This is a genomic window from Methylosinus sp. Sm6 (assembly GCF_019802345.1).
Taxonomy (GTDB): Bacteria; Pseudomonadota; Alphaproteobacteria; order Rhizobiales; family Beijerinckiaceae; genus Methylosinus.
The window spans coordinates 1-12242 of the sequence record NZ_JAINDZ010000024.1 but is presented as its reverse complement, the minus strand read 5'-3'; the positions used below and the strand labels follow the sequence as shown (position 1 = coordinate 12242).

At 62.2% G+C, this 12242-nt stretch carries 12 protein-coding genes and 1 pseudogene; all 13 read left to right on the top strand.

Annotated elements, in window-relative coordinates; translation table 11 throughout:
• The first annotated feature begins 93 nt into the window (after positions 1–93).
• A complete protein-coding gene (locus tag K3F48_RS15730; protein WP_222576382.1) occupies positions 94–1320 on the top strand; it encodes an AfsA-related hotdog domain-containing protein in 1227 nt (408 codons plus the stop codon).
• Entirely contained in the window at positions 1304–2455 is a 1152-nt protein-coding gene (locus K3F48_RS15725; protein ID WP_222576381.1) for an NADH:flavin oxidoreductase, read from the top strand. Before K3F48_RS15730 ends, K3F48_RS15725 begins: the two co-directional genes overlap by 17 nt.
• A 10-nt stretch (positions 2456–2465) precedes the next feature.
• Entirely contained in the window at positions 2466–3233 is a 768-nt protein-coding gene (locus K3F48_RS15720) for an SDR family NAD(P)-dependent oxidoreductase (protein WP_222576380.1), read from the top strand.
• Positions 3234–3242: 9 nt separating this feature from the next.
• Positions 3243–3986 carry an SDR family oxidoreductase gene (locus K3F48_RS15715; RefSeq protein WP_222576379.1) on the top strand — a complete coding sequence of 248 codons (744 nt, stop codon included), beginning with the start codon at positions 3243–3245 and terminating at the stop codon, positions 3984–3986.
• A gap of 49 nt (positions 3987–4035) precedes the next feature.
• Positions 4036–4872, top strand: coding sequence for an SAM-dependent methyltransferase (locus tag K3F48_RS15710; protein WP_222576378.1), 837 nt, complete (start codon positions 4036–4038; stop codon positions 4870–4872).
• Between the two features lie 265 nt (positions 4873–5137).
• Positions 5138–6751 carry a flavin monoamine oxidase family protein gene (locus K3F48_RS15705; RefSeq protein WP_222576377.1) on the top strand — a complete coding sequence of 538 codons (1614 nt, stop codon included), beginning with the start codon at positions 5138–5140 and terminating at the stop codon, positions 6749–6751.
• Entirely contained in the window at positions 6732–7172 is a 441-nt protein-coding gene (locus tag K3F48_RS15700; protein ID WP_222576376.1) for a cytochrome c, read from the top strand. The genes K3F48_RS15705 and K3F48_RS15700 overlap by 20 nt, the downstream gene beginning before the upstream one ends.
• Positions 7173–7199: 27 nt before the next feature.
• Positions 7200–7700 carry a RidA family protein gene (locus K3F48_RS15695; protein ID WP_222576375.1) on the top strand — a complete coding sequence of 167 codons (501 nt, stop codon included), beginning with the start codon at positions 7200–7202 and terminating at the stop codon, positions 7698–7700.
• 242 nt (positions 7701–7942) lie between these two features.
• Positions 7943–9775 (top strand): DUF885 family protein, encoded by a 1833-nt coding sequence (locus K3F48_RS15690; protein WP_222576374.1) that lies wholly within the window; start codon positions 7943–7945, stop codon positions 9773–9775.
• A gap of 37 nt (positions 9776–9812) precedes the next feature.
• Positions 9813–10709, top strand: a complete 897-nt coding sequence (locus tag K3F48_RS15685) for an S-adenosyl-l-methionine hydroxide adenosyltransferase family protein (protein ID WP_222576373.1) — start codon at positions 9813–9815, stop codon at positions 10707–10709.
• A 201-nt stretch (positions 10710–10910) separates the two neighbouring features.
• Positions 10911–11252, top strand: a pseudogene (locus K3F48_RS24960) (MetQ/NlpA family ABC transporter substrate-binding protein); the annotation flags it as partial.
• 167 nt (positions 11253–11419) lie between these two features.
• Positions 11420–11638 (top strand): MFS transporter, encoded by a 219-nt coding sequence (locus K3F48_RS15675; protein ID WP_370631435.1) that lies wholly within the window; start codon positions 11420–11422, stop codon positions 11636–11638.
• Positions 11639–11834: 196 nt separating this feature from the next.
• Positions 11835–12242 (top strand): TetR/AcrR family transcriptional regulator (locus tag K3F48_RS15670; protein WP_222576371.1); only part of this gene is annotated, 408 nt, incomplete at its 3' end.

Here is a 12242-nt window from a genome sequence, read left to right as displayed (position 1 = left end):
GCGAAACGCTGTCTTTACAAAAATTAAAAAGTCTTGCCGCTTTCGGAAAACCGGGAACGGCCATTGTGAACGCAATGAAGAGGCCAAGGCGTCATGACCTTTCAAAAGCCGATTACTCCACAAATTCTCCATAAGGACAATGTGGACGACGTTCTGTTGAGCGACGTTCGCGCCCTGATCCCGGCTCGCATCGAGCGGGAATTGGCCGATTCGATCGTACATGATTGGGGCCCTGAAGAACGACGATTGTTCTTCGATACCTATCGCGCGGAAGAACAGGTCTATATTCTCCGCAGCGTCCCGGTATCGATCGACCAGAGCGCCACGATCGTTCTGTCGGAGTTCGAGCTAAATCTCCCCGAATTTTATCGTCGTGACGGCGAGCGCCTGCATCTTTCTGCATCCTATCTGCCGCCGAGCGTCGAGGAGCATCTTCGACGAGCTTTTCTGCCACATGTCACGCCGGTGGGCGGCGAAGATGCGGCGATCTTGGCGATCAGACTCGCGGAAGCGGAGCGATGGAGCGAAGCGCGGGTCAATTCGTACAGAATGTTGAACGACACCAAGAACTATTTCTTTTATCGCAAATCGCATGAGCACGTGCCGGGTCTGATGCTCATCGAGGTCGCGCGACAAGCGATGTATCACTATTTTTATAGCGCGAGCGGCTACGACCGCGGCGACGTGTCGATCTCCATGTCCGAGCTCGACGTGCGCTTCTCTTCCTATGTCGAGTCGACCTATGCGGTCGATGTCTTGATCAGCCAGACCGAAGGCATTGCGCGCACGATGCCGAAATTCGTCGACAAGACGGCGCGATTTTTTCAAAACGGACGAGAGGTCGCGAGTGTCCGTCTGCAGGGCGGGGCGATGAAGATGCCTTTGTTCAAGCGCATGCGCATTTTGAACTTTCCGGACAGCCATTGGTTTGCGCCATCCGATCGCGTGCTTTGCAATGTGCTCGTCGGAACCGACGAGCGGCTCTCGCTGCGCGCCGATCTCCAGATGCTTTCACTGAAAGGCGTTTCCGTCAGGAACTCGGCCGCGCTGGAGGGACGCAACGACTTCAAGAGCGTATCGATCCACGTCGATGGGGTCGGATTTCTGTCTTTCCCGATCGGCGCGTTCGACGTGTCGGGAGATCGCGTCGTGCTGAGGTTCGACACCTTGTCTCGCGAGCAATCGGTCGCGTTGAAGGAGGCGATAAAGTCGCACTTCTTCTTCGTGGCGCGGGAAGATCTCGCCTCGGCTAGGCTGTCCGAGGCCAGGCCATCGAACTCCGAAGATCGGGCGGCGCCGCGCTATGCAGCTCTATCCTGAGGTGACCGCGCCGCTGCGGCTCGGGCGCCTCAGCCTGAAGAACCGCATCTATTTCGCGCCCATGGGCCTCGACATGGCTGACGAATGCGGCGGCATGTCGGAAGAGTTGGCGCGGTTCTACAGGGGCGTCATCGACGGAGGATGTGGGATGGTCGTGCTCGGAAACTCGTCGATCGATCCGTCGACACGTTTGCACGAGCGAGGCCTTTGCTTGTACGACGATGATCATGCACGAAAGCTCGAGCCGCTGCTCTCCTATGGAGCGTCTCGCAATTGTCCGGTGGTTATCCAATTGCAGCATTACGGCGCGCAGGGCGGCAGCCGATTCACCGGAATGCCTCTGCTCGCGCCGAGCGCGCCGAAGAAATATCCGCCACGCGCATCCGGCGAGTATAGGACGTGGCGCATCATGGACGTTCACGACATCGCCGCGGTGCGTCGTCAATTTGCAAACGCGGCGCGCCTCGCGCAAAGCGCCGGCGCTGCAATGATCCAGCTGCAGGCGTCGAACGGATATCTACTGGGCAGCTTCCTCTCACCTTACACGAACCGACGCGAGGACGCCTATGGCGGGTCGGCTCTACGCAGAGCGCGCTTTCTTCTCGAGGTCGTCGGCGACATTCACGACGCGACGCGCGGCGGCATCGATGTGACCGTTCGGTTGGGCGTCGACGATTGCCTCGGTCCAGAGGGACAGGAGCCGCATCTTCTCGGCGGCGTGGTGCGAGCGCTCGAGCGAGTGGGCGTCGCCGCGATCATGTGCTCGATGTCGATCCGCGAGACGTTTCATTATTTGATCCATCCGACGCTCGCAATGCGACGGCGGTTGATCGAGGGCGTCCAGCATATACGCGCCCATACTTCGCTGCCAGTCGGCTTCGCCGGATTCACGGCGTCGATGGAGCAGGCAGAAAGCCTGCTCGCCGATCGCACTGCCGATCTGATCGGTATGACCCGCGCGATTTTCGCCGATAATGATCTCGTCGCCAAGTCGCTGGCGGGTCGGCAGAGCGCTGTCGAGGCGTGTCATTTCGATGGCAATTGCTTTCGAGACAAGGCCAATCCGGCGCTCGACAGAGTGTATTGCTGCGTGAATCCGAAATACAAGCGGCCAGAGCATATTCGATATGCGTGAGGAGGGGGGAGTGCCATTCAAGGGAAAGACGAGCCTCGTCGTCGGCGGCACGGCCGGACTGGGATTCGAGATCGCCAGGAAGCTCTTGGAGCTGCGAAGTCACATCGTGATCATGGGGCGGCAGAAGGAGAAGGGCGAAGCCGCGGCGGCGGCCCTCGGCGATGGCGTGCGATTCCTCGAATGTGACGTCGGCGATGTACGACGCGTCGACGCCGCCTTCGATGCTCTCGCCGATCGATCGGAGCTGCATTTCGCGGTCAATAATGCGGGCGTCACAGGTCTCCATGCGCCGATCAGGCGCATGGAGCCGAGTGATTGGGATCGGCTGATCAGCGTGAATTGCAGCGGGCCGTTTTATTGCCTGCGGCGCGAGATCGCGCTCATTCGTCGCGCGGCCGGCGGCGCGATCGTAAACGTCTCGTCCTGCGCCGGACGGCTCGCGATTCCCAATCAGGCCGCCTATGTCTCCAGCAAGGCGGCGTTGAATATTCTCACGCAGGTGGCGGCGATCGAAAACGCGACCGATCACGACGGCGGCTTCGCTGTCCGCGTGAACGCCGTGGCGCCCGGACCCATTCTCGGCGGAATGAACACGGCCGAGCGACTGGCCGCCAATCCAGAAGGCTCGAGAAGAAAGATCGAGGTGACGGCAATGAAGCGGTTCGCGCGTCCGGAGGAGGTGGTCGACAGCATACTTTATCTCCTCGGACCAGGAGCCGGATATATCACCGGGGCGGTCCTCGATGTCGATGGCGGCTATCATGCGGGAAAGTTCTGAGAGGCGAGCGTGCGGACAGTTCTCATCACCGGAGTGAGCACGGGGATCGGGCATGCGCTCGCGAAGCTCTATCTATCGCGCGGATTTCGAGTCTGCGGCGTTTCGAGACGCACGCCCCTGGATTTGGCCGATCATCCGGAAATGATCTTCATTCGATATGATCTGACTCGCTTCGAGGGGATCGCGTCATTGGTCGACGAGCTGCTGAGCCGAGCCCATGTCGCCACTCCGGAAATATTGTTTCTCAATGCAGGCAGATTCGGATCGCCGCCGAAGCGTGCGGACGAAACGTCGATCTCCGAGTTTCAAGAGACGCTGGCGGTCAATCTCGTCGCCGTAAAGGCCGTTCTCGACGCATGTCTGTCTCGGAGCGAGCGGCCGCAATGTGTCGTGTTCTCGGCGTCGATCTCGGCCCTCCGCCCTCGCGCCGGCATGCTCTCCTACGCGGTGTCCAAGGCGGCGCTGAACGCCCTCGCGCAGCTCTATGGAATAGAAAACCCCGATGTCTTCTTCGCGGTGCTCGGACTTTGCAACGTCGACACCAAGGTCGCGAGAACGATCATGCAGGCCGATGACCGCTTCGACGATCTCGTCGCGCTGCGTGGTCGCGCTATGACCATCCCCGGCTATCTGTCGTCGCCCGACGAGCGCGCGCGGCATTTGGCGGCGGTTCTCGAACAGCGCGCGGAACTCGGGTTGCAATCGGGTCGCTTCAAGGAGATTCGTGAGCTGACGCATTCCTGCTCGAATTGACCTGTGACCGCGCGCCTTTCGTAAATTCAATACAGATCGAGGATCCATCATGTCTCTCATCCAGAACGTCGCCGGCACGGCATTCGTGGCGGCCGAATGTCGCGCCGACGAAAACCGTGAAGACAATCCTCTCTACCTCGACCCTGTCGTGAGCTTGTTTCTCGACGAGGAATCGAAACGTGTGGCGGATCGCATTTTCGTCTCCTTTCCGCAGTGGAGATCGAGCGTGCGCGTAAGAACCCGCTATGTCGACGATTGGCTCGATCGGCAATTGCAGAGAGGCTTTCGTCAGGTCGCAATCCTAGGGGCCGGATTGGACACTCGCGCACAACGAAAAGCTTCGCCGGGGGTAGCCTATTTCGAGATCGACAATGGCGCGACGCTCGCTTTCAAAAGCGCCCGCTTGCGAGAGAATGGGCTCGATCCGGGAGTCGTTTATATTTCCGGCGACTATGTCGCGGACGATCTCACGACGCTTCTTCGGCGTAATGGTTTCGATTTTTCGCTGCCGACGCATTTTATCTGGGAAGGGAATACGGCCTATCTCGACGCCACGGCGGTCGCGCTCGTTCTCGATGGCATCGCACAAAATCTCCGGCGATTCTCGATCTCTTTCGACTATGTCGGGCAGGAGCTGATCGCCAATGAAACCGGCGATCCGGAGACAGCCGCGGTCGTGGCGCGCTTCGCGGCGATGGGAGCGCCTTGGACCTTCGGGGTCAGCGACATCGAGTCTCTCGCCGACACGATCGGCGCGCAGGTCGCCGACCGATTTTCCATCGCAGAGCTCTATCGACGCTATTGGCCCGGCAAGACGCCCGATTCGCGGATATTCGACTATTATTGGATCTGCACGCTGGAAGGAGGACAAGGCGATAACTCGTGATGGGTAGGGCGGTAGCTGATCTCGTATGGCGTCGCGCCGTCGAATGCGGGATCGTCACTCGACTCTTGAAAATTACTGTTTTGTCGATCGATGTCGGCCTCCGGTAAGGTGACGATCACAAACGATATGGCGAGAGGTCGGCAAGATTCGCACTCTCCGAAATCGGCCTCCGGACGGCGACGGCGAGGTCTATTCGCGGGGGAGAAGCACCCATTTGCTTCATGTTCTCGAGCTCGCCGCGGCAGAAGATCGATCGTGGGGAAAAATGTCAGAAACACGCAGCTTATCGCGTCGCGATCTGCTCGCTCTGATCGGCGCCGCTGCCGGGCCGGCGGCCATGACCATGGCTATGTCGAGCCTCGGCCTTGCCGGGGAATCGAATTATCGCGCAGCGCCCGATCTCTCGGGCGCTCCTCAGGGCGTGCGCGTGCTCGTGCTCGGCGCTGGGCTGGCGGGGCTCATCTCGGCCTATGAACTGCGGAGGGCGGGCTATCAGGTCGAGGTGCTCGAATATAATTCGCGCGTCGGCGGACGGAGCTGGACGCTCCGTGGCGGCGACGTCTACACGGAGCTCGGCAACGAGACGCAGAAAGTCGGCTTCGGCGAAGGGCTCTATTTCAATCCCGGCCCTTGGCGCATTCCCTATCATCATTATGCGATCCTCGATTATTGCCGCAAGCTCGGCGTCGCGCTCGAGCCCTTCGTCCAGGTCAATCACAATGCTTTGGTCCATAGCTCGAAGGCGCTGGGAGGCCGGCCGGTCCGCTATCGCGAGGTGGCGGCGGATTTCCAGGGATATGTCGCCGAGCTTCTCGCCAAGAGCCTCGGCCAATCCAAGCTCGACGAAGCTGTCGATAAGGAGGACAAGGAAATATTGATCGAGGCGTTGCGCAATTGGGGGGCGCTCGACGAGGATCTGCGTTATTCGACAAGCTTCGCGTCGAGCATGCGGCGCGGGTTCGACAAGCCGCTCGGGGGCGGGATCGATCCCTTTCCGACGCTCTCCAAGCCGTTGGCGCTCGAGGACATCTTGCGTCCGGGCCTCTGGCAGTCGTTGCTGCCGGGATCGCTCCAGTTGTTTCAGACGACGTTGTTCCAGCCGGTCGGCGGCATGGATCAGATCGCGAAGGCGATTTATCGCGAGCTCGGAGATATCGTTCGTTTCGACGCCAAGGTCGTGGCCATTCGCCAGGACGAGCGCGGCGCGCGCGTGGCCTATGAGGATTTGCGCGCGCGCGGCGAGGTCAGGGAGATCGCCGCGGACTGGGTCGTCTGCACGATTCCCTTGTCGATCCTCAGCCAGATCGATTTCGATGCGAGCGACGCCTTGAAGGCCGGCGTCGCCGCGGTGCCCTATGGCGCCGCGGTCAAGATCGGCCTTCAATTCAGGCGTCGCTTCTGGGAGGAGGACGATCTCATCTTCGGCGGCGTGACGACGACCGATTTGCCGATTCATCAGATCGGCTATCCGAACTCGGAATTTCTGGGGCGTGGCAAGGGCGTCCTGCTCGGCGCCTATGTCTTCGGCTCGCCGGCGCTCGAATATAGCTCGATTTCGGCAGTGGAGCGCGTGCGGCGCGCGGTCTCGCTCGGCGCTCGGATTCATCCGCAATATCCGAGCGAGTTCGAGAACGGCGTCGCCGTCGCCTGGCATCGCGCGCCCTTCTCGCTCGGCTGCGCGGGCCTCTGGAGCGATGCGGCGCGCGCCGAGCATTACAAGAATGTCGCGGAGATCGACGGCAGGCTCGTGCTGGCGGGCGAGCATGTCTCGCTGCTTCCGGCATGGCAGGAGGGCGCGGCGCTGTCGGCGCTCGACGCCGTCACGCGTCTGCACAAGCGCATTTTGGAGAAAGCCGAGCATGTCGCAGCGAAGCATTAGACGTTTCTCGGCGCTCGGCGCCGGAGTCGCGGCGGCGCTCGTCACGCTCGCTCCTTCTGCGAAGGCTCCGCGCGCAGCCAGCCGCAACCCGCTCTACATTCTTCTTCCCGAGGCCTCTTTCGAGACGGTGCGGGGCGGCGACGAGGTTTATGCGCTCATCTGCGCCGGCTGTCATCAGCCGCGCGGCGAAGGGGCGACGGGCGCCGGCCGTTATCCCGCGCTGGCGGGCAGCGCGAAGCTCGCGCATGGAGCCTATGCGATCGACATTGTCGTCTCCGGCAAAGGCGCCATGCCGTCATTCAAGGAGCTGCTGGACGACGAGCAGATCGCCGCGGTTCTGAACTATGCGCGCGGCGTAGCGCTCGGAAACGCCTTTTCGCCGACCTTGGAGGCGGCGGATGTGCGGCGCGCGCGTCATTGACGCGCGGCCTTCAGTCGGGAGACGAATATGTGGAAGCTTTCGCCATTTTTCTCGATCGGCGTCGCTGCAGCGACGCTCGTCTCCTCCAGCGGGCGCGCGGAGGAGATCGTCCGCTATCCTCTGCCGACGCCCATCGTGCCGATCTCGCTCGGCGTCGAGCTTCCTGCCGGCAAGGCCCTCGTGCTTTTGAGTGGCGCGGTACCGTTTTCCCTCCCAGACAAGGACGGCAAGACGCCGCCGCCGCCGAACGGCACGCAAGCGCAAGCGAAGCTTACGCTGGAGCGCATTCGCCAATCGCTCGAATCGTTGCATCTGACGCTGGGCGATGTCGTATATCTTCGAGCCTATCTCGTCGGAGACCCTGCCACAGGCGGCAAGCTCGATTTCAACGGCTTCAATGCGGCCTACAAGCAGTTCTTCGGAACCGCCGAGCAACCGGCGCTGCCGGCGCGGACCGTTGTCCAGGTGGCGGGGCTCGCCAGTCCGGATTTTCTCGTCGAGATCGAAGTCGTCGCTGCGCGCAAGTAACGATCGGCGCGGGCGAGCGGCGGATCGGCGAATTTGCGCCGGCCGCCGTCGCGGCGATTCCGGGCGCCGCGAATTCCGAGAGTCGTCGACTCTAGATCGCTATCCGATCCGATCAGGTCGGATAGCGATCTAGTTTCGCAGCGCGAGATGCCGTAGAGCTTTTGAACGGCGGGCGCTCGGCTCGGGACTGCAAAAATCGGCGACGCTATCGTCTTTCCAGTCATTCGATCGAGGGGTTTCAAATGTTCAACCGTCGCGACTTTCTCGCCGCAGTCGCCGTCACTGCGGCGGCGCGCGTGCCGCCCGCCTTCGGCGACGCATCCGCGACCGCAGGATCGCGAGCGAGCGCAGCCCTCCGCGATCTCTTCGAGAAGCTCGCGCAACAGCGTCTGCGGCGAAGTCCGACGCTGGTCACGAGTCTCGGTCTCGACAAGGGCGAGCTCGCCGACGCCAAGGGAAAGCTCGGCGAGCGGTCTCCCGCCGCCGTCGCGAGCGAGGCGGCCGAGGCCGCTCGGGCGCTCGAGGAACTTCGGCGCATCGACCGGACGTCTCTCTCGGGCGCCGACGCGGTCGGCTATGACACGCTTCTCTTCACCCTCGACGTTCGCACCGAGGCCGATCGCCACTTCGACTATGGCGGCGGCGGCGCCGGGGAGCCCTATGTGCTCAGCCAATTGAACGGCTCTTATCGCTGGATTCCCGACTTTCTGGATAAGAAGCATCGCATCGAGACGGTCGGCGACGCCGAATTCTATCTCGCGCGCCTCGAGGCCTTCGCCGCGCTTCTCGACGAGGAGCTGGAGCTCGCGAAGCACGATGTCGACGCCGGCGCGATCCCGCCCGATTTCGTCATCGAGAAAGCCGTGGCGCAGCTGACGACGCTGCTGCGCACGCCGGCGGAAAAGTCGACGCTGGTGCGCTCGCTCGCGCGCCGCGCCGCCGAAAAATCCCTCGGCGGCGAATGGGAGAGCCGCGCGGAGGCGATCTACGCGCGTCGCATTCTGCCGGCGCTCGAGCGTCAGGCGAGCCATATTCGGGAGCTTCTGCCGCGCGCCGTTCATACGGCCAGCGTCGCGCGGCTTCCCGAGGGCGAGGAGTTCTATCGCCTGTCGCTGAAGGATCAAACGACGTCGACTCTCTCGCCGGAGGAAATCCATCGGACCGGGCTGGATCTCGTCGCGCAATTGTCGTCGCAGATCGCGGCTCTGCTCGACGCTCAGGGGCTTCCCGGCGGCTCGGTCGGCGGCAGGCTCGCGGCGCTGCGCGCCGATCCGCAATTTCTCTATGAAAACACCGACGCCGGCAGGGAGCGGCTGATCGCCGACCTCAATCGTAAGGTCGTGGTCGTGCAGGGCAAGCTCCACGGCTATTTCCGCGCCCTGCCCAAGGCGCCCGTCGAAATCCGGCGCGTGCCGAAGGAGATCGAGCTCGCGACGCCGAGCGGCTATTACGAGCCCGGACCGCTCGACGGCTCTCGTCCCGGCGCCTATTACATCAATCTGCGCGACACGGCGGAGCACGCCCGTTGGAGGCTGCCGACGCTGACCTTCCACGAATCGATCCCCGGACATCATTTGCAGATCACTCTGGCCAATGAAACGTCGGACTTGCCGCTGCTGCGCAAGATCATCTGGTTCGCGAGCTATGGCGAAGGCTGGGCGCTCTATTCCGAGCAGCTCGCCGTCGAGATGGGCCTCTATGACGATGACCCGCTCGGCCATGTCGGGCAGTTGCAGGCGGCGCTGTTCCGCGCGGTTCGGCTCGTCGTCGACACGGGCCTGCATGCGAAAGGCTGGAGCCGCGAGCAGGCGATCGATTATTTTGTCAAAGCGCTCGGCGACACGCCGGGCGTCGCGACCACCGAGGTCGAGCGCTACTGCGTCTGGCCCGGTCAAGCCTGCAGCTATATGGTCGGAAAGCTCACCTGGCTGCGTCTGCGCGACGAGGCGCGCCGGGCGCTCGGGCCGGATTTCGACCTGCGCAAGTTTCATGACGCGGGCCTGCTGTCCGGCGCCATGCCGCTCGCGGTTCTGGAACGGGTGATCGGCGATTACGCGCGGAGCGGAAAAATATGAGCGTCAGCCTTCGCATCGCCGCGGGAGAGGAGAACGCATGCATCGCTCGATCATAGTCGCTCTGCTCTTTTGTCTGTCCTGCGGAGCCGCGGCCGCCCGCTCCCCACTCGTGCTGTTCACCGATTTCGGAACGTCCGACGGCGCCGTCGCGGCCATGAAAGGCGTCGCCTATTCGATCTCGCAGGATTTGCTGATCGCCGATCTCAGCCATGAGGATCCGGGAAGCATATTCGCCGGCGGCTATCGTCTCTATCAGGCCGAGCCCTATTGGCCGAAAGGCTCGGTCTTCGTCGCCGTCGTCGATCCCGGGGTCGGAACAGGGAGGCTCGCCATAGCGCTGGAGACGAAGAGCGGGCGTTTTTTTCTCGCGCCCAACAACGGGCTGCTCACCTTCGTCGCCGAGCGCGAGGGCGTGAAGGAACTCCGCGAGATCGACGAGAGCGTGAATCGAAGACCCGGCTCCGAGCAGTCGCATACGTTTCACGGACGGGATATTTTCGTCTATGCCGGCGCGCGCCTCGCCGCCGGCTTTCAGTCCTTCGAGCAGATCGGACGAAAGCTGCCGGAGGAAGCGTTGGTTGTTGTTCCCTATCGCGCCGCCGAGCGCAGAGGCGATGCGATCACCGGAATCATTCCCGTGCTCGACGCGCATTTCGGGAATGTCTGGACGAACATACCGAAGTCCCAGTTCGACGAGCTGGGGCTCTCTCTCGGCGAGGACGTCCATGTGCGGATCCGCCACGGCGATCGCCTCGTCGCCGATCTCGTCGCTCCGTATCAACGCACTTTCGGCGATGTTCCGCAGGGACGGGCGCTCGTCTATGTCAATAGCCTCTTCGATATGGCCATCGCGCTCAATCTCGGGGATTTCGCCAAGAGCTACGGCGTCGATTCCGGTCCCGACTGGACGATCGATCTCGCACGCCAAAAATAATCGCGAGCCTCCGAAAAAATCGGGTTCTGTCACGCCGGCGGCGAAAGATGTCTCGTGACCCGAGCGCAGGGCCAAGGTCGCGCTCCGGCGGGTCGGGGTCGTTCCCGATCGCGACTATATTGACAATGGACGCTATGACCAAATCTCCGAACGGTGCGGGATCCGACGTCGTCGTCGCGCTCGTTGCGGCTTCGCTCTCGCTCTTTGGGGTCCGCAGCCGAGACCGTGCGCGTCGGCATCATCGGCGGCGAGGACGGGGACCTCTGGAAAGTGGTGGCGGCCCAGAATGGGGTGACCCTGAAGACCGTCTTCAACGACTACACGCAGCTCAACGAAGCCTTGGAGCGCGGCGACATCGAAGCCAATGCGTTTCAGCACAAGCCATATCTCGACAATCAGGTCAGGACGCGCGGCTATCACATCACGTCTGGTCAACACCAATTAATCCGGCCTGACGCCGGCCGAGGATCGCATCGCGCAGGAGCGGAGTTCAACCGGGTCAGAAGCCTGAAACTCGAGAATTGGCTCGGCTGGCCGGCTTGATTGGGCTGCTTGAACGAGCGGCGCCGACTCCCGCTGAGGGTCGTATATAATCCCTCGAGCCGAGGATCGCATATCTTCGGCTCTGCGCATGAAGGACAGGATCGGCCGACCACAGATCGTGATCGTCACGCTTTGCGGACTGCTGGCGATGGCGGACGGCTTCGACAATCAAGCCATCGCTTTCGCCGCCTCCCGAGATCATCAAGGAATTGGGCATCGCGCCGACCGAACTCGGCGCGGTATTCGCCGCCGGCTCTTTCGGCTCCCTGACAGGAGTCGTCGCCCAGGGGCAGCTCGGCGATCGCCTCGGCCGTAAAACGGTGATGCTCGCGGCCTTCGTCCTCATCGGGACAATGTTGCTCATGATCCCCTTTCGCCTACCCTGACGATGGCGTCCTTTGTGGGATTGGACGGGCGCGCGCAGCGTGTCTCCGCGCCGCGACCATCTCTTCCGAAACATCGCGCCCCGTTCAAATGAACGGGTTGGTTTTGTATTTCCACTGCAAAAGGCTATCAATAACAAAGTCAACCGTCAACTATTGAACGATATCGTTCAGTTACGGGTATCGAATGAGGATCGCAATGGCGGAGCCCGGCAGGCCGAAAGTCAGGACGAGAGGACCGCGTACCGTCGAGCGCATCGTCGAGGCGGCTCATCGGCTGTTTCTCAGCAGAGGCTTCGCCGGAACTTCGATGGAGGCGATCGCTCAGGAAGCCGGCGTCAGCAAGGCGACGCTCTACGCGCACTATGGCAACCGGGACGAACTGTTCACGGCTGTGATCTGGTCGGCCGGCGACCGGTTTTCATCTGGCCTGGTGTCGGGGGTAACAGGCGCCGTAGATTTGAGAAACAAAATGGAGCGTCTCGCCGGCGCAGTGCTCGATCTATTGCTGTCGCCCGACGTGGTGGCCACGAACCGGATCGTCGCAGCCGAGGCCCGGCGCTTTCCCGAACTCGGCAAGCTATTTTACGAGAACGGGCCGGACAGG

What these genes read in the sequence shown, in the direction of transcription:
- K3F48_RS15700 (WP_222576376.1), top strand. Translation starts at nt 6,732, where the DNA reads ATGTCGCAGCGAAGCATTAGACGTTTCTCGGCGCTCGGCGCCGGAGTC.
- K3F48_RS15690 (WP_222576374.1), top strand. Translation starts at nt 7,943, where the DNA reads ATGTTCAACCGTCGCGACTTTCTCGCCGCAGTCGCCGTCACTGCGGCG.
- K3F48_RS15710 (WP_222576378.1), top strand. Translation starts at nt 4,036, where the DNA reads ATGTCTCTCATCCAGAACGTCGCCGGCACGGCATTCGTGGCGGCCGAA.
- K3F48_RS15685 (WP_222576373.1), top strand. Translation starts at nt 9,813, where the DNA reads ATGCATCGCTCGATCATAGTCGCTCTGCTCTTTTGTCTGTCCTGCGGA.
- K3F48_RS15705 (WP_222576377.1), top strand. Translation starts at nt 5,138, where the DNA reads ATGTCAGAAACACGCAGCTTATCGCGTCGCGATCTGCTCGCTCTGATC.
- K3F48_RS15725 (WP_222576381.1), top strand. Translation starts at nt 1,304, where the DNA reads ATGCAGCTCTATCCTGAGGTGACCGCGCCGCTGCGGCTCGGGCGCCTC.
- K3F48_RS15730 (WP_222576382.1), top strand. Translation starts at nt 94, where the DNA reads ATGACCTTTCAAAAGCCGATTACTCCACAAATTCTCCATAAGGACAAT.
- K3F48_RS15695 (WP_222576375.1), top strand. Translation starts at nt 7,200, where the DNA reads ATGTGGAAGCTTTCGCCATTTTTCTCGATCGGCGTCGCTGCAGCGACG.